Raw genomic sequence first — 25,055 nt, 5'->3', positions numbered from 1 at the left:
GATCAGGATAGAGGTGAGAGGTCAAGGACACTTCCCGCAAGACGAGTTTATCTGAATATCATTAAATAATAAAATTGGGGTGCACGAGAGACAACTATGAATCAGAAGAATTCCAAATTGAAAACCCAGACATCGAACATCAAGGTTGATGCTTGCTTCGGCACAGTCACAACAACTTCAGATTCACTAATTATTGTGACTTCAGCAATTGAAACCCGCGAATTCTTCCTTTCATCAGACTTATTAAATCGAACTGCCCCGGGGCACAGGAGAACGGTGCATGAATTCCCAATCAAATCCTAAGCTAAAAATTCTGATCGTCGATGACGAACCGGATAACCTCGACTTGCTTTACCGCACCTTCCATCGAGACTACAAAGTGCTCAGAGCCGAATCTGGCCCCGCCGCCCTTGAAATTTTGGCAAAAGCGGGAGAAGTTGCTGTGATTATTTCCGACCAGCGAATGCCAAAAATGAGCGGTACGGAGTTTCTCAGCCTGACGGCGGCTCAATACCCCGATGTGATCCGAATTATTTTAACTGGCTATACGGATGTTGAAGATTTAGTTGAAGCGATTAATGCTGGCAAAGTATTCAAATACGTTACCAAGCCTTGGGATGCTGAAGAACTCAGGGTTCTTGTCAGTCAAGCTGTTGATACTCACAATGTCCTGAAAGCGCGCACGAATGAATTGCGTAGGGCTCTCTCGCAAGAATCGCTGCTTTATGCCGTTACCAATACTATTCGATCGGCTCTCAATTACCAGCAAATGCTGCAAAGAATTGTGGAAAGCGTAGGGCAGATGTTTGAGGTGAGTTGCTGTCTGCTGCGACCTTTCCAAGACGGGCGGGCGGCTGACGAACAGTTCGTTTACCATGCGCCGGAAGCCATACCCCTAGATGATTCTGGACTTGCGCCGGATTTGCTGGCGGATTTGGTTTGGAAAACTCTGGATGTGGAGGTGATTCAAGATGCCCAAACTGATGAGAGAGTTTTAAATTGGGACAATCAGCAGCGACAGCAGGCTTATCAAGCTGCGAATATTCGATCGAGCTTGATGGTACCCCTGTTTTATAAAATGGAACTGATGGCAGTCTTGGCGCTGCACCAATTCGATCGACCGCGCCAGTGGCAAGACCATGAGGTACAGTTGGTAATTACGGTGGCCGACCAAGCTGCTTTGGCGCTTTCTCAAGCGAGGGCTTACGAAAAGGTGCGGGCGCTGGCCAAGCGCGAGGCTTTAGTCAATACTATTACTACGGCAATTCGATCGAGCCTCGACCCCCAAAATATTTTTGCAGCCATTACTCAACAACTAGGCCAAGCTTTGCAAGTTGACGGCTGCGCCCTATCTCTGTGGACAGAAGATGATGAATACGTCCAGTGCGTCGGGCTCTACGACACACATAGGGATATCGTGGCTGTAGAACCGGGTTTTATTGACAATCCAGAGGTAGTTGCGAACCCTCCTGGCCCTGAAACTGCTGCTGAGAGTGCTGCTGCGAACGCTGGTGGCTGGGTTTTTGCCCATCCTTCCTTGCCGCAATCTTTGGTGCCGATTCGGGGCAATCCGGTGCTGCTGCAAGTTATGGTATCAAAAGAGCCGGTGGCGATCGAAGACCTCGACGAACACCCCGATATGAATGTTACAGAACTGCAAGTGCGATCGCCAGCCCGCGCCCTGTTAGTCGTTCCCTTAATCTCCGAAGGCCAAATCATCGGCAGCATTTCCCTGCGCCAAAATCACACCATCCGCCACTGGAAACTCTCAGACATTGACCTGGCTCAAATAGTCGCAACTCAAGCTGCTCTGGCTGTGCAGCAGTCGCGCCTCTACCAGACTACCAGACAGCAGGCAGAACGGCTCCTAGAAGCCGATCGGCTCAAAACCGAATTTTTCCAAAATATCTCCCACGAATTCCGCACACCTCTAACACTAACCATCGGCCCCCTAGAATCAGCTTGCAGCCGCCAAGAAGACTTACCCTACGAACAAGCGGTAATAGCTTTGCGTAATTCGCGCCGTCTCCTGCGCTTGGTAAATCAATTGCTGGACTTGCAGCGACTCGATGCTGGACGGATGCAGCCAAGTTTTCGCCCCTGCGATTTAGTCAGTTTCTGTTACTCTACCGCAGAGTCGTTCCGCGCCTACTGCGATAAAAAAGGACTGCAATTAATTACCCAACTGCAAGAATGTCCTTTACTTTATTTGGATATTGAAAGATTTGACAAAGTTATTTACAACTTGCTATCAAATGCTGTCAAATTCACCCCAGAAGGCGGAACAATCACCCTGACAGTTGAACCCGCAGGCGCTCATTGCTTGCTGCAAGTAAAAGACACCGGCATCGGCATTCGCACCGAACAAATTCCCTATTTGTTCGAGCGTTTTCGCCAAGCCGAAGGTTCTGCCAACCGTTCCTACGAAGGCAGCGGTTTGGGTTTGGCCCTTGTCAAAGAATTAGTCGAACTCCACGGCGGTCAAATTTCCGTGGAGTCAGTTTACGGCGAAGGTACTACTTTTACCGTCTGGCTGCACTTCGGTTCGACTCACTTGCCCCCGGAACGGGTACTAGAAATACCTGCGGAGTTTCACTCATCAAAAGCTGCGGTGGAACTGGCAGATGTGGAAGGTGATTTGTCTGATGCTGAATTTGCCAATGAGAGTTTTGAGGCGATCCAACCGGTAAGTTCAGAAACAGCAGCCGGCACGGTTTTGGTTGTTGACGATAATCCAGATTTGCGCTTTTATGTGTCGGAAATTCTCCAAAATTCCGGCTTTGCAGTTTTGCTCGCTCGCAACGGACAAGAAGGATTTGCCGTGGCCAAAAACCGCAGACCGGATTTAATTGTCACGGATTTAATGATGCCTTTAATTTCGGGTTTGGATTTGATTCGGATGATTCGACAAGATGAAGAATTGAAGGGAACTCCGGTAATTTTGCTGACGGCGAAAGCTGACGAAGATACTCGGATTGAAGGAGTAGAACGGGGTGCTGATGCTTATTTGTCTAAGCCTTTTAACGATCGCGAATTGTTGGCAGAAGTGCGGAATTTGATCGCTCTCAAACAAAACGAGCGCCGAGTGCAGCAGTTGAACAGTTATTTAACTGAGTCGGTGCTGCGCCGATTTTTGCCGCCGTCGATGGTGAAGGCCGCAGCGGCTGGAGATTTGGCCCTGGATTTGCGCCCGGAACCGCGATTGATTACTATTTTGTTTAGCGATATTGTCGGTTTTACTGAAATGGCAAATACGCTGCGCTCGCGCCGGGTAGCTGAGCTTTTGAATGAATATTTGGCGGCAATGACTAAGGCTATTTTTGACAGCGGTGGTACGGTGGACAAGTTTGTGGGAGATGCGGTAATGGCTTTCTTTGGCGCGCCGGAGGAACTAACGCCGAATGAGCAAGTACGCCGCGCTATAGCTGCTGCAAGGCAAATGCTGCGAGCTCTCAAGGAGCTTAACGAGCGCTGGATGGAGCAGGGAATTGTTGGGGATAATGGGGTGCCTCCGGTGCGGTTTCGCTGCGGAATTCATCAGGGTACTGCGGTGGTGGGGATGTTTGGTGGGCCGGAGCGATCGGACTATACTGCGATCGGGCCAAGTGTGAATATTGCTGCCCGTTTGCAAGAGGTGGCGGAACCAAATACTGTGCTAATTTCGGCGGCGGTTGCAGATTATGTTGAGGAGGATCGAATTGTTAAATATAAGCCGCTTAAACTCAAGGGAATTGATGAAACTGTGTTGACTTTTCTCTTGAATTGTGATTAGTGATTACTTAAGATAACTTTTTTCTGCCGATCGCACTTAAGCACCAATCAATGAAACATCCTGCATCCACTCCCAGCAACCACAGTCAAACCTCTCGCTTGGACGGTTTATCCTTAGACGATCGCAATCCCGAATTCATCCAACTAATGCTGCCAATCTGGGAATGGCTGTACCGCTACTATTTTCGCGTCCAAAGCGACGGCTGGCACCACGTCCCAGCGAGCGGAAAAATGCTCGTTGTCGGCTCCCACAACGGGGGACTTGTCGCTCCTGATATGTTTATGTTCCTATACGAATGGTTCCATCGGTACGGTACGGAGCGCTTGGCTTACGGATTGATGCACCCGACGGTTTGGCAAGTTTCTCCTGATATTGCTGGTATGGCGGTTCGGTGTGGCGCGATCAAGGCGCATCCGAAAATGGCGATCGCAGCTTTACGAAAAAATGTCCCGGTTCTCGTCTATCCGGGCGGCGCAGAAGATACTTTCCGCCCCCATCACTTACGCAATAAAATCTACTTTGCTGGACGCAAGGGATTTATTAAATTAGCATTGCGAGAAGAAGTGCCAATTGTACCAATTATATCCCACGGTGCTCACGACACTTTAATAGTTTTGGCGGATTTTTACGAAGAAATTAAGCAATTGCATGAATTGGGGATGCCGTGGTTATTTGGCATTGATCCGGTGGTGTTTCCGGTGTATTTGGGATTGCCTTGGGGATTGGGGATTGGGCCTTTGCCACATCTGCCTTTGCCAGTGCAAATTCGGACTCGCGTGTGCGAACCGATTGTATTTGAGAGGTACGGTAAGGAGGCGGCGGGCGATCGCGATTATGTTGATGCTTGTTTCGATTTAGTTACAACTCAAATGCAGGAACAATTAGATTGTTTGGCTGGTAATTGAGAATTGGAGGGATTTCAAATTATCATGGGCGCGATCGCACTTATGGGCGATCGCACTTCCACCCAACCCAGCCTTAGTTGCAGAATACCGATATACCACATCTCGCCACAAAAAGCAACGACCGAAGTCATGATTATTTATTGACAGCGATCGCACTTTTTTTTCAGTCGCCATAGTATATTTATCATCATCATCCTCTGATGGCTATTTACCCCAGAATATATTTGACCAAAAATTAAATACTAATTCCGTCAAGTTATGCAATACATTCATCTTCAAGCAGATACCGTCTCAGATGCTGGATGAACTGTCTTGTATTCAGAAATTACTTAAATGCCACCTGCGGCATTCAAGTCAAATAGCTACAGCCAAACCATAGGTTTAGAGGCAAATTCCGACTACTTGGAAACCTTAAACATCTTCCAACTCGATGCTCCAGAAAATCCATTTCATTTCAGGACTTCCTCGCTCCGGTTCCACCCTACTATCTGCCATCCTGCGGCAAAACCCCAGGTTTCACGCAGCCATGACTAGCCCTGTCGGTGGTTTAACAGAACAAATGCTCGAAGCCATGAGCGAAGATAACGAGTTTTCCGTGTTCATTTCCGACGAACAAAAACGGGAGCTAATTCTCAGCATCTTTTCAGCTTACTATCACCCGCAAGCTGACAAAGAAGTAATCTTCGACACTAATCGCCTGTGGTGTGGTAAATTACCTTTAATTGGGGAACTATTTCCCGAAGCGAAAGTCATCTGCTGTGTCAGGAACATCGCTTGGATTATGGACAGCATCGAGTTACTGATTCGGCGTAACGCCTTTGATGTTTCCCGGTTATTTAACAATCCAGCGGAACGAGCAACAGTTTATAGTCGGACTGAGGCATTAAGCCAAGGTTCGCGTTTAGTAGGGTATGCGTATAACGCTTTGAAAGAAGCATTCTATAGCGAACAAAGTGGATCTCTCCTATTGGTTGATTACGATTTATTGACCAAAGGGCCAGATAAAACTATATCGCTAATTTATCAATTTTTAGGTGAAGCACCGTTTGAGCATGATTTTAATAATGTTCAATATAGCGAGCCGGAATTTGATAATAGACTGAAAACAAAAGGATTACATGAAGTGCGTTCTCAAGTTGAATTCAAACAGAGACAATCGATTTTACCACCAGACTTATTTGAGCGATTTGATAGTTTATCTTTTTGGACAGAGGCCACAAATAGCCGCGCTAGTGCCATTGTCGCCAAAGCTAAATAAATCCTGAAACCTAGACAGTGCGTCTAAATCATTGTACAAATTTGTAGGGGTAGTGAATGGTGCAGACCTACCCCCAGCAAGGCGGGCAACCACAGGGGGTTTGCCCGTACAAGACCAAGCAAAAATTATCAGGACATCTACCATGACTAAGCAAATTATTTTCGTTGACTCTTCCGTACAAAATTATCAAAGCCTGATCAAAGATGCCGATGCCGCTCAAATTGTCATTTTAAATGACAATTTGAGCGGCATCGAACAGATTACTAACGCCTTGGCAAATCAAAAGGATTTTACAGCAGTTCATATCCTTTCTCACGGTAGCGAAGGCAGTGTAAAACTCGGTTCAGATGTACTGAATGAGAACGACTTAGCCGAGTTCCAAACTCAGATTAAACAGTGGGGAAATGCCATCACAGAAAATGGCGATATCCTACTTTATGGATGCGACGTAGCAGAGGGAGAAACAGGCAAGAATTTTGTCAAGCAGTTGAGCGAAATAACTCAATCCGATGTAGCAGCTTCTAACAATTTAACAGGAAATGCAGCCAAGGGTGGCGACTGGGATTTAGAAATAGCAACGGGTAAGATAGAAGCCGCCGTGCCGTTTAATCGGGAGGCGATGAAAGATTATGATTATGTGTTAGCGGATTTTCCTGTAACTGTGGCAACCGATGACGGCACGGGGGGGACAGCAAATACCCTGAGTTGGGCAATTCGGCAGGCGAATGTCGCAGCAGGTAATGACACGATTACTCTTAATACAAACGTCACAGTTACGGGGGTAATGCTGACCCTAATTAACAGCAATATTGATTTTATTGGCAATAACAATAATATTAGTGGCGGGAATGCTTTTCGTCCCTTATTTGTCAAGCAGGGAACTGTCAATTTTTCTAATTTGACTATCACCAATGGACTCGCAAAAGGGGGAGATAGTAAGTTCGGCGGTATGGGTGCTGGTATGGGTGGCGCTTTATTCATCTACAACGGCACTGTGGGGTTGAATAATGTCACCTTTAGTAACAATAGGGCACTCGGCGGCAGCTTGACCGGCGGCTACTACGGCAGCGACTCCGGTGGCGGCGGTATGGGCGGTAACGGTGTAATTGGTGGTGGTGGCGGTCTTTTTGCTTCTGCTTCTGGAGTTTCTGGCGGATACGGCGGCAACGGCAACTATGGGGGCGGTGTTGGCGCTTTCGGCGGCGGCGGCAACTCTGGCAGCACGGGCGGATTTGGTGGCGGCGGCGGTGCTGGCAACATTCCGGGGGGATTTGGCGGTGGCGGTGGCGACGGCAGTGCGGGTGCGCTAGCTAACGGTGGCTATGGCGGCGGTGGCGGTAACTTTGGTATTAGCGGTAACTTTGGCGGCGGCGGTAACACCTATGGTGGCGGTGGTGCTGGTTTAGGCGGTGCCCTCTTCATCCGCCAAGGCTCTTTAACCCTCAACAACGCTACCTTCAGCACTAACAACGCTACTGGTGGCACCAGTCAGGCCACCGGTCAAGCTAAAGGTGGGGCAATTTTCGCCATGACATCCCTCACCCAAACCAATGGAAACAACCAAGGAATGCCAACTGCGCTACCTATCGTCACCTCATCGGGAGCCATCTTCACCGGCAACACCGCCGCCAACCAAGCAAGCACCCCCGGTGCTAACACCCCTGCCAACGGTTTAGGCCTCAGCCAAGACAATAACGATGTTTACGGCAACATCAACACCGCCCCCGTCCTTGCCGATACCGTCGTCATTCTTAATCCCGTCTTGGAAGACTCCCTAGCACCCACAGGCGCAGTCGGCACTCTCATCTCTGCCATTGCTGCGATGGGTACCGGGCAAAATAATGTCACCGACCCCGACATTGGTGCAGTAGCAGGCCTAGCCATCACCGCCGCCGACACCACCAACGGCAGTTGGTTATACACCATCAACGGCGGCACAACTTGGAACCCCTTGGGTACAGTATCCGATACCAGTGCTCGCCTACTCGCCGCCGATGGCAACACCCGCATCTACTTCCAACCAAGCCCCAACTACTCCGGCATAGTCGCCAACGGTATCACCTTCCGCGCTTGGGATCAAATAACTGGTACTAACGGCAGCACCGCTGACACCAGCATTAACGGTGGCTTCACGGCTTACAGCACCGCCACCGACACAGCCGCCATCACCGTTGACGACAACGACATCGCCTACGCCATTACAGTAGATACTCCCGCCTTCGCAGAAGGCAACACCGGCACCCAAACCAGAACCTACACCATCAACCGCACAGGTGCAACCACAGTCGCCAGCGCTGTTGACTATGCCATTACCGGCGGCACCGCTGACAGCACCGACTACAACAACATCGGTGGCACTTCCGGCGCAACAGGTACAACAGGCACCATCAACTTTGCCGCCAACGAAACCAGCAAAACCATCACATTAGGCGTTCTAGGCGACACAACAATAGAAAATGACGAAACCATCATCGTCACCCTTGTCAACCCCACGGCTGCAACAGGTTACGCTGCTACCATCACCGCTCCCACAAATGCTACCACCACTATTAGTAACGACGACCAACCCAGCGTTAACTTCGGCGCGGCTACCTACAACACCACAGAAGACACCACAGCTACCACAGTAACGATACCCGTCACCCTTTCAGCAGTCCCCCTAGCTAATGTCACCGTACCTATTGTTGTCAACGCCAGCAGTAGTGCGACGGGTGCAGATTACACCCTCTCCACCACATCTATTACCTTCCTCGCCAATACCACTACCCTCACCCAGGATATCGTCGCCACCATCAACCCCGACGACATCCCAGAAAACGCCGAAACCATAACCCTTGATTTTGGAACAATTACAGGCGGTACAGCGGGCACAATTACCCCTTCTACTACTGTTACTATTGCCGCTAACGATCCAATTAGTTATGCAATTGCCACATCAGCCGCCACCTTAACCGAAGGAAATAGTAGTAGTCAACCAGTCACATTTACCGTCACTCGTAGCGGCGGAATTGGGGTAGCAAGTACAGTTAACTATGCCCTTAGTGGCACTGCGGACAGTTCCGACTACAACAATATTGGTGGCACATCAGGTGCTACTACTGCAACGGGAACCATCAATTTTGCGGCGACTGAAACCAGTAAAACCATTACATTAGATGTCTTGGGAGATGCTCTTGTTGAACCTGATGAAACAATTATTGCCACTCTCTCCAATCCCACTTTAACCCCAGCACCGGAAAGTTCAACAATAACTACAGCAACTGCAACCACAACCATTAATAACGATGACGCAGCACCAGAAATTCAAGTATTAGACGGCACAACGGATATTGCTGATGGTACAACAAGTGCGATCGACTTTGGCAGTGGATTAATCGGCGCAACTCTCAACAAAACCTTTACAGTCAAAAATCTCGGTACAGCAGCCTTAAACCTCAGCAACCTGACTTTACCCACAGGATTTAGCCCCATTGGAAACTTACCCGCAAGTGTCGCAGCGGGCGGTAGTACGACTTTCCAAGTTCAAGTAGATACGACAGCAGTAGGAAATAAAACAGGTACGTTGCAATTTGTCAATGATGACAGCGATGAAAATCCCTTTGATTTCTCGATTTCAGCCACCGTCACAGCAACTGCTGCACCAGAAATTCAAGTATTAGACGGCACAACGGATATAGCTGATGGTACTGCAAGTGCGATCGACTTTGGTAGTGGATTAATCGGCGGTACTCTCAACAAAACCTTTACCGTAAAAAATCTCGGTACAGCAGCCTTAAACCTCAGCAACCTGACTTTACCCACCGGATTTAGCCCCGTTGGAAACTTACCCCCAACAGTCGCAGCCGGTGCGAGTACAACTTTCCAAGTTCAAGTAGATACAGCGACAGCAGGGAATAAATCCGGCAAGCTGGAATTTGTCAATGATGACAGCGATGAAAATCCCTTTGATTTCCCGATTTCAGCATCAGTTACAGTCGCGCCTGCACCAGAAATCCAAGTTTTAGACAACACAACGGATATTGTTGATGGTACGATAAGTGCGATCGACTTTGGTAGTGGATTAATCGGCGGTACTCTCAACAAAACCTTTACCGTAAAAAATCTCGGTACAGCCGCTTTAAATCTCAGCAACCCTACGCTAACCACCGGATTTAGCTTAGTTGGAAACTTACCTGCAAATGTTGCAGCGGGCGGTAGTGCGACTTTCCAAGTTCAAGTAGATACCTCAGCAGCAGGAAATAAAACAGGTACGCTGGAATTTGTCAATAATGACAGCGATGAAAATCCCTTTAATTTCCCGATTTCGGCATCAGTCACAGCTACAGCAACTCCCGAAATCCAAGTATTAGACGGCACAACGGATATAGTTGATGGTACAACAAGTGCGATTAATTTTGGCAGTGGATTAATCGGTGCAAGTCTCAACAAAACCTTCACAGTCAAAAATCTCGGTACAGCCGTCTTAAACCTGAGTAACCTAACTTTACCCACCGGATTTAGCTTAGTTGGAAACTTACCAGCAACAGTCGCCGCCAATGGGAGTACAACTTTCCAAGTTCAAGTCGATACAGCCACAGCCGGAAATAAAACAGGTACGTTGCAATTTGTCAATGATGACAGTGACGAAAATCCCTTTGATTTCCCGATTTCGGCATCCGTCACAGCAACTCCCACGCCAACACCAACGCCTGCACCCGTACCAACTCCAACACCAGCACCAGTACCAACGCCTACGCCTGCACCGGTACCAAAACCTATACCTTTACCAGTACCAACGCCTGCACCCGCACCAACACCAACACCGACACCTACGCCTGCACCAGTACCAACTCCAACGCCTGCACCCGTACCGACTCCAACGCCTCTCAACCAAGAGGATACAGACTGCATTTGCGACAAAATTGAGTATCCCAACCTTAACCAACCCAACCAACAAATTGATAAGATTATCAATGGTGGTGGTTTGCTAATTGGGACTCCCGCAAACGAAGCTTATTTTGGCAGCAACAGTCCTAATTTCTTTGATGCTAAAGAAGGCAACGATAACTTGTTTGGCGGTGAGTTAAAGGATATCTTCAATGGCAATGAAGGCAATGACTTCATTGATGGCAATAAAGGAGACGATATCCTGTTTGGCGGCAAAGGTAGCGACATCATTATTGGTGGTTTTGGTGAAGATGTGATATTTGGGAATCAGGGAAATGATTCAATTAACGGCAAAGAAGATGATGATTTAATCTTTGGCAATGAAGGCAATGATTTTATCGACGGCGGTAAAGGAGATGATTTAATTTACGGTGGCAAAGGAGATGATGTAATTCTCGGCAGTCAAGGTAATGATACTCTCTTCGGACAACTGGGAGATGATACTTTGTGCGGCGGTGAGCTAGATAACGTCATTTATGGCGGCCAAGGTAACGATTTAATCGATGGCGGTAAGGGCAACGATTCGATTTATGGAGACTTAGGTAACGATACGCTTCTCGGTTGCGAAGGTGACGATATTTTGTTTGGAGGTTCGGGTAATAATAGTTTAGTTGGCGGTTTGGGAAATGACACTTTTGTGTTAAATCCTAATCAGGGATTTGACTTGATTGCTGATTTTGTCAAGGGTAAAGATTTACTCGGATTGTCTGGAGGCTTGAGTTTTAATCAGTTAGAAATAACTCAGGACAATAACAGTGCGCTGATTAAGTTGAAGGGAAGTGGAGAATTAGTTGCTTCTTTAACTGGAGTCAATGCCAGCCTAATTGGTGTTAGCGATTTCCGAGTTGTTTGAATCTCAAATAATACCTGAAAGGTAGGGAGACGGCAATGCCGTTTCCTCCGGGGCCGGACACGGCAATGGCAATTAGTGTTAACAAAAATGTCAAACGTAGTGCCGGTCTTATGTGTGGCGATTAAGGCCAGATCCCCCCTAACCCCCCTTAAGAAGGGGGGGACAAGACTCTTCTCAAAGTCCCCCTTCTTAAGGGGGATTTAGGGGGATCTCCGGGGTATCAATACTGCGATTGCTTCGTTCCTCTCTTCGGACAATCTTAAGTGAACTGTATTGCGTTAAAAACAAGTCTAGTTCACCAATTAAACAAAACTGACATACCATAAATCTGCCTAAAGTGATAGTAGTCCGCAGACATATTTGTACAATTCCAACTGTAGGGGGATGCTTTAGCTCGTCAATAAGGCGATGCTTGCCATTGGGGGCACGAATCTCAAACTATAAATTAGTCAACTCGCGCCAACGATCGCGCGCACCCACCCTTTAACGAGGCATATACTATGTATCAAAATTTGCCAATAAATCCAGAAATGTATAACATCGGGTTCTTGCTGGCTCAAGTCCCTGTAGAACAGACTACAACTACAAGCACAGTAGAACAAACAGCACTCCTCTATTCCGGGCCGCAATTTTTTATCGCCCTAATCGCTGGAGTCGTTCTAGCCTGCGCTTTCCAACTGTTGTTAACAAATTTATCAGTAGCTGCGGGTCTTTCCTATATCGGACAATCCCACGATGACGAACACCGCTCGGATAGCAGCAGCTCCCCAGTCCGCCACATCGGCAGCAAAGTCGGCACTTGGACGCTAATCACCGTCACCGTCGCCCTATTCTTCGCTTGCTTGCTAGCAGTTAAGCTGAGCTTGATTAGCAGTCCCGGTTTAGGTGCGATCGTCGGTTTAGTTGTCTGGGCTGCCTATTTCTCGCTTCTCGTCTGGGTGAGCTCCACCACCGTGGGTTCCCTGATCGGTTCCGTCGTCAACACCGCGACATCCGGCGTTCAAGCGATTTTCGGCACCGCAGCCGCAGCCCTCGGCGCGCAAGCAGCTAGCAACCAAGTAGTGGCCACAGCCAAAGCAGCAGCCGCCGCAGTGGGACACGAACTCGGTAGCGCGATCGACCCCACAAGCTTGCGGGAAAACGTCGAAGATTACATTCAAAGCCTCAAACCGCCGGAATTAGACATCAAAGCGATGCGCGGCGAGTTTGAAAAATTACTCAACGATCCGCAACTCAAAACCATTGCGGGCGAAAATTTGCCGAATCTCGATCGCCAAACTCTCGTAGATTTAGTAAGTTCGCGATCGGACTTATCAAAACGCGATGTCAACCGGATTGTAGACCAACTCCAAGATGCTTGGAAACAAGTAGGAACACAAGGCCAGAAATCAGATGGCATCGCCCAATTGATCGACTATCTCAAATCAGCCAAATCAGGAGATTTGCTCTCAGAGACGCTGACAAGTAGGGTAGAAAAAGTTCTCGGCAATCTGGGCGGTCAAAATTCAGGACAAAGCTCGACCATGAAGTCCCAAGCAACGACAATGGCAGTCAATGCTTTAATGGGAATAGTTTTGGGCCGCACGGATATTTCCGACTTCGATGTTGAAAAAGTAGTCGGTCAGCTCAAAACAGCTAAAAATAAAGTTAGCCAGCAAGCTGATAAAGTTACCGCTCAAGTCAAAGGCGAACCAGAAACTTACAGCCCAATTCGTGCCGATGTAGAAAACTACTTGCTCAACACTTATTCGTGGCAAATGAACCCGCAGGCGATCGAGCGCCAATTTCGTGACGTGCTCTACGATCCTACGGCCGATCCGGGAACTGTACGCCGCGAATTAGAAAAACTCAAACAGTCGAATTTTGCAGAAATTTTGGCAAGTCGTGGCGTTTTTACCCAAGACAAAATTAAAGAAATTTCCCAGGAATTAGAAGGAATTAGACAGCGAGTTTTGCAAACTGTGATCTTTGCCGAGGAGCAAGAAAAAGCTCGCGATTTGCAGTGGCGGGTGGAAACTTATTTGAAGGTGACACCGAAAGAGGAACTGACAGCAGCAGGTATCGGGAGCGATTTCAAAAAAATCTTAGATGATTCCGATGCAAGTTACGAACAGTTGCGCGATCGGCTTTCTCCTTACACCCGCGACAGTTTTGTGCAAATCCTGAGAGGCCGCGAAAACTTCGGCTTCCAGGAAGTAGAACAGATTGTCAACGAGTTGGACAGGACGCGAGATGTCGCTTTAGCAGATGCTAAAGGCCTGCAAGAAGCCGCCCAAGTCCGACTAGACAATCAGTGGCAAAAAGTACAAGAATACTTGCAGTCTACGGGCCAATCAGAACTCAATCCCGAAGGCATCAAGCGCGATTTCAAAACGCTGCTGGACAACCCAGAAGCGGGAATGTGGGCGCTTAAAGCTAGAGCTTCTCGGTTCGATCGCGAAACTTTGGTAAAATTGCTATCTCAGCGGAAAGACCTTAACGAAAACCAAGTAAACGAGCTTCTCGACAGCGCCGAGGAAACTTGGCACAGCGCGCTCCAAGCACCGCAACAACTGGCAGAAAAAGCTAAGGATCAGTACGACCAAACGACCACCGCCCTGGCAGATTATCTCCGCAATACTGGCAAATCAGAACTCAATCCTGAAGGGATTCAGCGCGATTTGACGAAACTGATGGAAAATCCCAAAGAAGGGGCTTTAGCGCTGCGCGGCCGCCTGTCTCAGGTCGATCGCGATACTTTGGTAAAACTGCTTTCTCAGAGACAAGATTTGACTGAGGAACAGGTCAATCAAATTATCGACCAAGTGCAGGAAACTCTGGGGTCGATCGTGAAAGCGCCTCGCCGTTTGGCGAAGCGGGTGCAAACCCAAGTGCAGGATTTTCAGAGCATTTTAGAGGATTATTTGCGCAATACGGGCAAGGATGAATTAAATCCCGAAGCCATCAAGCGCGACTTGCAACTGTTGCTACATGACCCAAAAGTCGGCGCTTACAGCTTGGGCGAGCGTCTGTCGCACATCGATCGAGAGACTATGATTTCTCTGCTGTCTCAGCGGCAGGATATTTCGGAAGCAGAAGCTGCTCGCATTGTCGATCAAATTTTGTCGGTGCGCGACCAATTCGCACAGCAAATCCAGAAAATTCAGGAGGGCATTCAGTCGGTAATTGACGGGATTCTCGGAAAAGTTCGGGATTACCTCAATTCGCTCGATCGCCCTGAACTAAATTATGAAGGGATTACGCGGGACGTGCGCCAATTATTTGACGATCCGCAAGCCGGATTTGATGCTTTGCGCGATCGGCTAGGTCATTTCAACCGCGATACTTTAGTAGCCCTAATTAGTTCCCGCGAGGACATTTCCGAAGCCGATGCTAACCGCTTGATCGACCAAATTGAAGTCACCCGCAATAGAGTGTTGCAAAGAGCAGAACGCTTGCAGCAAGAAGCCCAGCTTCGCCTTGAAAGCATCAAACTTCAAGCTGAAAAACAAGCAGAAGAAACCCGGAAAGCAGCGGAAGTTGCTTCTTGGTGGCTGTTTTTTACCGCTCTTACTTCGGCCGTAGCAGCAGCAGGTGCTGGTGCTTTAGCCGTGATCCGGTAACAATATTTCGGACAGTTGTTAATGGGAAACCAGAGAATATAGCGGTTCTCAAGCGTGGTGAGGTAGGCCCATAGCCCTATTATGCCCACGGAGGTCTATGCCCATAGCCCTATGCCGGATAGTACCTCAGATGAGAGATCCAAAGGCTATAAGTGTTTCAAGGCGATTCTAGAATCGAGCTACAAACGGAAAATAGAGTGTTTCAGGCTAAGAATTTTAACCTGTGTGGACTATCCTTATAGAATAATAGTCTAGACAGGTTAAAATTTTATTTTATGTACCATTTAGCGTTAGGTCGCCCGATCAATCTAGAGAGTATCGCCCACGATGCTGAAGTTGGCCTTTCTCCGCGCCATGTGATGTGGGGAATCAGCCAGCGACTAGGGGCAACTATCCATCAACCGTCAGGCCATCCGGTGTCATTGTTCGACAAAATACGATCTAAAATGTCTAGTCGCCCGGAAAATTGGGCTCTAGCCCGCCAACTGTCTGAGCAACTTGATAGCAATGATACGATCTTCTGCACTGGCGAAGATGTGGGTATTCCCATCGCAATACTTTGCGGGGCTAAGCGTAATCGACCAAAAATTGCTGTATTTTTCCATAATATAGATCGACCACGAGGCCGATTGGTGATGAAACTGTTTCGATTGGCCGACAAGATTGACTTGTTTGTAAGTAATGCCAGCCTTCAGTTAGATTTCCTCCGTAATTTGGGAGTGTCTGAAAGTCGTCTGTTGATGTTACCAGAACAGACAGATACAGCTTTTTTCACCCCTGGTGTTTCAACGTCTAATCAGCAACGCCCAATTATTGCTAGTGTGGGCCTGGAAAAGCGGGACTATCGACTCCTGGCGGAAGCGACGGCTGATCTTGATGTTGATGTGAAGATTAGCGGTTTCTCGAAGGATGCGATCGCAATGGCCAAGGCTTTCCCAGAAACTTTGCCAGCAAATATGTCACACAAATTCTATTCTTGGCCTGATTTGGTGCAACTCTACCGCGATGCCGATCTAGTTGCTGTCACCGTTACAGAGAATAAGTTCTGTGCTGGGTTGACTTCGATGTTAGAGGCGATGGCCTGTCAAAGGCCGGTGGTGGTGACGAAAACTCAAGGGTTGGTTGATTATCTTGCACATCCTGGTATCGCTACAGTGGTTAATTCAGGGGATGCTAAAGGTTTGCGCGAGGCGATCCAAAAGCTATTAAACAATCCCCAGGAAGCCCAAGCCCAAGCAAGATGCGGTTATAAATTGGCGCTCGAAGAACACAACAGCGAACATTATATTGAGGTTCTTGCAGCGCGGCTGGCTTCACTCTAGTTGCAAATTCAAAACTTAGAAGTAAACATTGGCTCGCAGATAGAAAATAGAAAATTAAGCATTTTCTATTTTCTATCTTTTTAAAAAAGCAAAAAATCTCTCCCAGCAACAGCAATAATTGGGACTCTACCCATCATCTGTAAAACCACCCGCCTGTCACGAATATACGACAGTATCAAATTTTAATTATTTTCCACTATTTTGTTGAATCTGAGAAAATATTGATATTTAGGTGATGAAGGAGAGTTTACAGGTTGTGCATAATAGATGACTAGAGCTGTGAAAATATTACACTGATGTGAGAGCGACATACCGGATACCCCGTCAGACCAAGGGCTTTTCCAAATCCGCCCACAACAGTCAAAATACGCAGGCCCTGCGATCGCCAATGCTAAACAAAACAACCTACGTCTCCAACCTCCCCAGGCTAGTTGCCTAGTAGCACCGTGAGGAGGCCGACGCCATGCAACTCCGTAAAAAAACACTATTAATCATCGGTGCAGCCCTGATCAGCCTGATTGTGGTTCTCTATGCCACTGCATCAACCATTTTGCTGCACGATTTTAACAACCTGGAGGCACAGTACGTCCGCCAGGATGTGGCGCGGGCTTTGGACGCGCTAGATGACGATTTGTCGAATTTAGACACCAGCGCTCAAGATTACGCCGAGTGGGATGACACTTACTCTTTTGTCAATACACGGAACCAGGATTTTGTCAAGTCAAATTTTGTCGATTTGACATTTGTTTACTTGAGGCTAAACTTATTGGTGCTGCTGGACTCCAACGGCAAGACCATCTTCAGCAAAGGTTTCGACCTGAAATCCCAAACCGAAATCCCGATTCCGGCAAGCTTAAAACAGCACTTGACCGAGGCGCTGCTAGAGTCACAGACAGGTTCTGCCGATCGCCCAACCGCCAAAACAGGTGTCCTGACTCTGCCAGAAGCTAGACTGCTAATTGCCTCAAAGCCGATCGTCAACAGCAACGCGATCGGCCCGCCACGGGGGACGCTGATCCTGGCACGCTACCTCGACAACACCGAAATCGGTTTGCTTTCAAAACTGACTCACCTGTCAGTGGATTTTAGATTGCCGAGTTTAGATTTTAAAGTGGGAGCCACGAACTACTCAGGCCCAGGCGCTAAAGCACTCGCTAGCTCAAGCCAGGATTTGGAAAATCTCAAACTAAAAATTTCCAACCTCAAATCAGTAGAAATTTTAGTTGAGCCGCTCAGCGACAGCGTAGTCGCAGGATACGCGCTGATTCGCGACATCCGGGGCAAGCTAGCGCTGCTGCTGCGAGTAGAAGTAGACCGAGTAATCTCTCGCCAAGGTCAGGCTACTTTAGAACTCTTTACCTTCTCGATATTGGCAGTAGGTGTAATATTTAGCGCGATCGCCCTGCTGTTGCTAGAAAAATTAGTCTTGGCGAGATTGGCGGACTTGAGCACTAGCGTCAGCAACATCGCAGCCAACGGCGATCCCGACTTGCGCGTTCAAATGCCAGGAGGCGATGAACTCAGCAGCTTGGCCGACACCATCAACCAGATGCTAGAAGCATTGGGCAATTCTCAAGTCGAACATAAGGAGAGCGAAAACCGCTATCGGTTGATGGCAGAAAACTCAACCGACATGATCACCAGACACAACCCCAAAGGCGTATTTGTTTACGTCTCGCCAGCCAGCCAAGCTTTGCTGGGATACGAACCTTCAGAACTGATCGGCCACCTCCCCAGCGATTATTTTCACCCCGACGATTTAGAAAGCATCGCCAAAGCTCACTCGCAAGTCCTGGCGCTCCCAGTTACTTACACCCTTAGCTACCGCATCCGCCACAAAGACGGCAAATACATTTGGTTTGAAACCACCAGCCGCACGATCCGCGATCCCCAAACTGGCTCCGTACAAGAAATTATCGGCGTTTCCCGCGACATCAGCCTGCGGAAGCAAACAGAGCAAGAACTGCGAGAAAGCGAAGCTGCCATTAAAACTTTGTACCAAGTGATTTCGGCTCCCCGTACAGACCCCCAGGGCATCCTTTCTACGTTTGATTTGCGCCTCCAAGAACTGCTGGGAATGGGATGCCGACAGCTAAACCTGTCCGTGGGAATTTTGTCCCGCATTCAAGGCGACAACTATCAAATAATGGCTGTTGAATGTCCCGATGAGTCGATCGCCAAATCAGAAATCTACGATTTGGAAAAAACCTTCTGCGTGGCTACGGCAATGTCAACAGAACCGATGTACTTTGAGTCGGTGAGGTTTTCGGGTTTGTCCTTAAATACGGGCGTTCCTGCCTTCAATATCGAAGCTTATATGGGCATTCCCGTCACGGTGGCAGGTGAAGTTTACGGCACTCTATGCTTCTTTGCTCAGACTCCTCTAACAGAACCATTCCGAGTTGTAGACAGAGAGTTGGTGAAACTGATGGCTCAGTGGGTAGGAAGCGAACTAGAACACCAGCAAACAGGCGTAGATTTGGCAAAAGCTCGCGACGAAGCACTGGCGGCTACCAGAGCAAAAAGTGAATTTTTAGCCACCATGAGCCACGAAATTCGCACTCCGATGAATGGAGTCATCGGCATGACTGGTTTACTGCTAGATACGAGCTTAACTCGCGAACAGTGTGATTTTGTAGAAACTATCCGCAGCAGCGGCGATGCTTTGCTGACGCTGATCAACGATATTCTAGATTTCTCGAAAATTGAGTCGGGCAAATTGGACTTGGAGGAACATCCGTTTGACATCCGCACTTGCATTGAGGAATCTCTCGACTTGGTAGCTACCAAGGCGGCAGAAAAAAAACTGGAATTGGGTTACTTGATCGATCGCTCCGTACCACCAACGGCGATCGGCGACAGCGCCCGCTTGAGGCAAATTTTAATCAACTTGCTCAGCAATGCTGTGAAATTTACCCAAGCAGGAGAAGTGGTGCTTTCGGTGACAGCCAAAAAGCTTGCATTGTCCATGATCGACGATCAAGAACCGCCCGAAATTAATGGCGAACCACGAGAAATTAACCAACTATACGAAATACAATTTGCGGTTAAAGATACTGGTATCGGCATTCCGGGCGATCGCATGGATCGACTGTTTAAATCTTTCAGCCAGGTTGATTCTTCAACGAGCCGGCACTACGGCGGCACCGGATTAGGTTTGGCAATTAGCAAGCGTTTGGCCGAAATGATGGGCGGCAGGATGTGGGTGGAAAGTATGGGTTGTATTGCGGGCAATCCTCCCGCAGATTTTCAAGCGGCAGTTTTTGATTTGGAATGGGGAGAATCTTGTGAAATTGCTGAAAAATATTGCTCTGGCAAATCTGTACTCAGCAACCAGCCGATCGACCAAAATCCCAAATCAGTAGGCTCTACCTTTTATTTCAGTACGATTGTTTCTGGCTCCAATAGTTCATTACCAGTTAACTTGAGCAATTCTCAACCAGAATTAGCTGGTAAGCGAGTCTTAATTGTCGATGACAATGCTACCAACCGCCAAATTTTGACTCTGCAAGCTCAATCTTGGGGAATGGTGCCTAGGGCTTCAGCTTCGGCTCGTTTGGCTTTAGATTGGATCGCTGCCAAAGAAGAGTTTGACTTGGCAATTTTGGATATGCAAATGCCGGGAATGGACGGGTTGGATTTAGCTGCCCAAATTCGCCAGTATCCCGATCGCCAAAAGTTGCCGTTAGTGATGCTAACTTCGATCGGCAGACAAGAAATTAACACCCCTGCGATCGAGGTAGATTTTGCTGCTTTTTTGAACAAGCCGATCAAACAATCTCAGCTTTACAATGTTTTAATCAATATTTTTGGCAAACAGGCAACTGAAATTAGAGTACAGCACACCAATAAGCCTTTCTTGCAAAGCATACCCCTACTGGCGGATAACTTACCTCTGCGGATTCTGCTGGCTGACGATCATTTGGTGAATCAGAAGGTAGCTTTGCAAATTTTGCAGCGGATGGGGTATCGCGCGGATGTGGCAGGAAACGGTATCGAAGTGCTGGAAGCTTTGCGCCGCCAACCTTACGATGTGGTGCTGATGGATGTGCAAATGCCGGAAATGGACGGTTTGGAAGCTACCCGCCGCATCCGCGAGCAATTTTTAGAGGATTTTACCTCAGAAAATCCCACGGGAGAATCAGAAGTTTCTGAAACTGACGAACAATCTAACAATCCAAAATCCAAAATCCAAAATCTAAAATCGACGAGCCCTTGGATTGTGGCGATGACGGCAAATGCGATGCAGGGCGATCGCGAAGAGTGCATGGCTGCGGGGATGGACGATTATTTGAGTAAGCCGATCGCCATTGAGGAGTTGGTACGAGCTTTGAGCGCGTGTAAATCGCGATCGAATGGGGCTGTGGCGGAAAATCAACAAGTGAAAATGCCCAATTCTCCCGCAGTTGTCGGGTGTGATGTATCAAATGTCGATCGGGCTTTACCAAAAACTGGCGATTGCCTGAATCCCAAGATTATAGAAGGACTGCGAGATGTGGAAGCTTTGGAGGAGGTGATCGACATTTACCTCGAAACAGCTCCCCAACTGCTGCGAGGCATCTCTGTGGCCCTCAGCAATGCCGATCCGCTAGCTTTAAGGCGATCGGCTCACTCCTTGAAATCGATTAGCGGAACTCTCGGTGCTTTTCGCTTGTTTGAGTTGTGCGAGGAACTCGAAATCATGGGCCGGATGGGGACAAATGCGAACCAGCCTTTATCTGGGCACTCCTGCGGGCTTTTACAACAGGTTGAGGCGGAATATCAAAGAGTCGCAGCGGCGTTAAAAATAGAACAGCAAGCTGTTGATTGTTAGCTGTTAGATCATGTCCGTTTGCATCGCAATCTCACTGTCATTGCCAGGAACGAAGCAATCTCACTGTCATTGCGAGGTCGGACACGCTTAGCTAACCCAAGCTTATTGCGCCATAGTCCAGGCGATTGGTTCGCTATACGAGAGCGCAATGACATATAGCGCTCACCCAAGTATATTGCAATACGGTTCATTTAACACTATTTATACCCCCGGAGATCCCCCTAAATCCCCCGGATAGTCGGGGGACTTTGAGGGCATTCTTGTCCCCCCCTTTTTAAGGGGGTTAGGGTGGATCTTTCTTAAGTGAACCGTATTGAAGTATATTGGGCTATATTAACTCTCATTGCTGCACTTATTTTCTAGTGACTAAAACCCAATCGTCCGCTGTTTTCACAACCTCAGCATTCTCCAAAGCTAAATGTTTTAACACAGGTTTTTCCAACAGAAAATAAGGTTGCGGGAGAGATTGCCATTTCTCTTTAAGTGTCAGCCCGTCGGCGACAATCACTTGTCTTTCACTATAAAAATTCAGCGACGGACGAGGTAATTTATGAGAGGTGAAGATTTCCTGACCGACTGGGGTTCCTTGGCGGACAATTTCGGCGATCGGCTTAACTGGATAATCCTCCGCTAGTTCCCAAACCCAGTTATCAGAAGCCACAAATACTAACAGCGTGACGTAAGTTCCCCAAATTAAAACCAATAAAAACTGTCGATCTTTGCGGTGCAGTAATACGCCAGCCAGTGTCATTGTCAAAGCTAAAAACATCATTATTAATTGCAAATCTCGCTGGGGAGACACAATTTGTCCGCCCAGCCTTAGCAAGCCGCTGAAGTACACACAACCGACGACAGCAACTACTGCTATTATTCCAAAAATCGCGGGATGAGGTAACAAAGATATAGCATTAAAATGTTCTTCTGCTTCATCTTTGATCTGCTCTTCCGGTAGCCACATTTGCTCCCAAACTTCAGCGAGATAGCTGCCAACAGCTAGAGCAAAAGCTGGATAAACTGGTAAAACATACCAAGGCAATTTGGTATTCATCACAGAAATAGCGAGCAGATATACTCCCGTCCAAACTAATACTAATTTTGGCCCAGGAAAATTGCGATTTTCCCAACTCAAATACAGCCCTTGCAGATAAAATAACTGCCACGGCCAAGCTGATTCTAAAATTTCTAAAAGATAATACCAGGGCGGGCCTTCGTGATTTCCTAATGTTTCCCAAATGCGTCGGAAAGATTGGTTAAGTAAATTAGCGTTGATGAAATCTTGGCCGTAGTGCAGCCATTGGGCAAAATACCAACCCGCTACGGGGAAAGTTCCGATCGCCAATCCGCCCCAAAGATACCCAGAAGTGAGGAGTCGCGGGGTATCCCAAACCAGGAAAATAAAGCCGATCGCGCCCAGCAACAGCCCCAACATCACGCCCTTAGTTAGGCAAATGAGCCCGAACCCGATCCCCGCCCCCAAGGCGTAGCGCAAGTCGCGGCGCGATCGCACCAAACACCACATCGAGACGAGCAAAAAACACAAAACTGCTCCGTCTAACATCGCCAAACGTCCGTGTCGCACTACCGGAAGCAGCGTTAGGTAAACGAGAGCCGAAAAAATGGCGATCGAGCGCTGCGGATACAACTCCCGCCCAATGGCGTAAAGCAGGGGCACTGAAGCCGCTGTCAGCATCGCCGGTACCAACCTCGCCGTCAATTCGCTGACACCGCCGGCGCCAAAACACAGCCCGATCAGCCAGTGTACCAGCGGCGGCTTGTTCAAATAAGGCACGGAGCCGATCGTTGGATACAGCCAATTTAAATTGCCGCGCCAAATTTCCCGGCTTACCTGGGCTGCAATCCCTTCATCCCAATCCCGCAACGCCACGCCGCCCAGATTCAGCCCAAAAATTAGCACCGCAGCCAACAGCAAAGCCAGCATCCACAGTTTGTCTGTCAAGCTGTCATTGAAGCGAGTTTTCGGTTTGCGGTCTGGGAATGGAAAGATTTCTGACATAACTTAAGAGAGTTTTTAGCGTCCCAAAGAGAAGGTAAACTTAGACAGCAGTTATTTGCGATCGGGGAAATACCATGAACTTGCCTGTAATTATAGATATTATCATTGGCTTAGTGTTTATCTACCTGACATTAAGCTTGCTAGCTTCCGAAATTCAGGAATTGATTGCTACTGTTTTGCAGTGGCGGGCGGAACATTTAAAAAAGTCGATCGAAGTGCTGATTTCTGGAGGCAGCGAAGGCGCGAAAGATTCGGTGCAATTTCAGCGAGTCGGACAGTTGGCTAATTCAATTTACGCCAATCCAATCATCAAGGATTTGAATCAGGGAGCGAAAGGACTTTTACCAGAGGGATTCCGCTCTATTACGCACCGTTTGGGGCATTTTTTCCTCCAAATCACTGGGACTAAAAATATTTTTGGTAATAAATCAAGTGGGCCTTCTTATATTCCAGCAGATAGTTTTGCTGCGAGCCTTTTGGATACTTTAAAAATTTCTCGTTTGGTGGAATCGCTCTCTAAAAGTAGACTGGAAAGATTTAAAGATTTACAGTTGGCACAAATTCAAGTGATTGGAGAGGGTCTGAATCTGCCGGAGTCTACTAAACCGATTATTGAACAAGAATTTGGCTGGCTGACTGCGGAGTTCAATCGAGTTGTTGAAGATTATAAAAACGATTTGGGAAGTTTGAACAACAGTTTAGATCGGATGTCGGAAAAGTTGGGATTTTATATTAATGATTCTCAGGTTTATCTGCCAGAAACCGAGCTGGGAGGGAGAGAATTTCAGAGACAGATGGCTTTTGTTAAGGCGAGTTTTGATAGCGAATTTGAGCGGGCGGCGCTGCGGGCGCAACTGCAACCCAGTTTGAGTAATCTGTTAAATACTGTGAGGAAAGTTAGCAAAACTCAGGAGACGGTAGCACAAATTATGGATGAGAGAGAGGAGAGTCCGATTTACAAGCAAATTCAAGAAACCTTGGACAGTATGCCAGAATCTTTGAAACGCAGTCTTTATATTTTAGCTCAGCGCGCTGAAACAGGTGGCGGAGATACTCAAGACCAGTTGCAGCGGTTTCAGCAAGAAATTGAAGTTTGGTTTGACCAATCGATGGAGCGCGCTTCGGGGGTTTACAAGCGGAATTCTAGAGGGGTGGCGATTTTGCTGGGAACTGCGATCGCGATTACCGTTAATGCTGATAGCATTCATATTGTTAATCGGTTGTCGAAGGATTCGATGCTGCGATCGACTGTCAATTTGTATGCTCAGCAGTTGGTGGAAAAAAACGCTAAGACTAAATTAGATAATTTAACCGGTCTGAGCCAAGTTCAGCAGGATGTCGATCGAGCTTTGGATAATGTAGCTCTGCCTTTTGGATGGAGCGAACCGAACAGGTTAGAAATAGACGCGCAGGGTAATTTATTGTTGCCGGCTTTGATCGCAAAATTGTTTGGTTGGATATTGAGCGGCGTAGCTATTTCAATGGGAGCTAGTTTTTGGTTCGATGCCCTCAACAAGATTATTAATATTCGGAATTCTGGGAAAAAACCGCCATCTTCCACAGAATCTTGAGCGATGTTAATGCCAGGAT

At 47.8% G+C, this 25,055-nt stretch carries 10 protein-coding genes; 8 read left to right on the top strand and 2 right to left on the bottom strand.

The features are described from left to right. Positions 1-280 precede the first annotated feature (280 nt). Both QUB66_RS00115 and QUB66_RS00110 read left to right on the top strand, forming a co-directional pair. Positions 281-3,772, top strand: coding sequence for a response regulator (locus QUB66_RS00115; protein WP_332965693.1), 3,492 nt, complete (start codon positions 281-283; stop codon positions 3,770-3,772). Between the two features lie 50 nt (positions 3,773-3,822). Next, a complete protein-coding gene (locus QUB66_RS00110; protein WP_332965691.1) occupies positions 3,823-4,677 on the top strand; it encodes a glycerol acyltransferase in 855 nt (284 codons plus the stop codon). Here the strand turns inward: QUB66_RS00110 and QUB66_RS00105 are convergent. After that, positions 4,654-4,851 (bottom strand): hypothetical protein, encoded by a 198-nt coding sequence (locus tag QUB66_RS00105; RefSeq protein ID WP_332965689.1) that lies wholly within the window; start codon positions 4,849-4,851, stop codon positions 4,654-4,656. The genes QUB66_RS00110 and QUB66_RS00105 overlap by 24 nt on opposite strands. 256 nt (positions 4,852-5,107) lie before the next feature. On the opposite strand from QUB66_RS00105, the gene QUB66_RS00100 reads away from it, so the two are divergent. The 5 genes from QUB66_RS00100 to QUB66_RS00080 all read left to right on the top strand — a co-directional run bounded on the left by QUB66_RS00100 (position 5,108) and on the right by QUB66_RS00080 (position 21,451). Continuing rightward, positions 5,108-5,935, top strand: a complete 828-nt coding sequence (locus QUB66_RS00100; protein WP_332965688.1) for a sulfotransferase family protein — start codon at positions 5,108-5,110, stop codon at positions 5,933-5,935. A gap of 142 nt (positions 5,936-6,077) precedes the next feature. Next, the gene (locus QUB66_RS00095; RefSeq protein WP_332965687.1) at positions 6,078-11,714 is read left to right on the top strand and encodes a choice-of-anchor D domain-containing protein; all 5,637 of its coding nucleotides are present in this window, start codon (positions 6,078-6,080) and stop codon (positions 11,712-11,714) included. A 500-nt stretch (positions 11,715-12,214) separates the two neighbouring features. Beyond that, the gene (locus tag QUB66_RS00090) at positions 12,215-15,316 is read left to right on the top strand and encodes an MFS transporter (protein ID WP_332965685.1); all 3,102 of its coding nucleotides are present in this window, start codon (positions 12,215-12,217) and stop codon (positions 15,314-15,316) included. A gap of 275 nt (positions 15,317-15,591) precedes the next feature. Then, entirely contained in the window at positions 15,592-16,638 is a 1,047-nt protein-coding gene (locus QUB66_RS00085) for a glycosyltransferase family 4 protein (protein ID WP_265235770.1), read from the top strand. A 463-nt stretch (positions 16,639-17,101) separates the two neighbouring features. Then, a complete protein-coding gene (locus tag QUB66_RS00080) occupies positions 17,102-21,451 on the top strand; it encodes a response regulator (RefSeq protein WP_332965684.1) in 4,350 nt (1,449 codons plus the stop codon). Positions 21,452-21,803: 352 nt separating this feature from the next. Here the strand turns inward: QUB66_RS00080 and QUB66_RS00075 are convergent, their stop codons facing one another. Beyond that, positions 21,804-23,465, bottom strand: coding sequence for an ArnT family glycosyltransferase (locus QUB66_RS00075; protein WP_332965683.1), 1,662 nt, complete (start codon positions 23,463-23,465; stop codon positions 21,804-21,806). A gap of 74 nt (positions 23,466-23,539) precedes the next feature. On the opposite strand from QUB66_RS00075, the gene QUB66_RS00070 reads away from it, so the two are divergent. Continuing rightward, a complete protein-coding gene (locus QUB66_RS00070) occupies positions 23,540-25,036 on the top strand; it encodes a hypothetical protein (RefSeq protein WP_265235767.1) in 1,497 nt (498 codons plus the stop codon). The last annotated feature ends 19 nt before the right edge of the window (positions 25,037-25,055 follow it).

Source organism: Microcoleus sp. A2-C3 (genome assembly GCF_036706065.1).
Lineage (GTDB): Bacteria > Cyanobacteriota > Cyanobacteriia > Cyanobacteriales > Microcoleaceae > Microcoleus.
Note: the sequence above shows the minus strand (reverse complement) of the source record. Positions and strands in the feature narration are given on the sequence as shown.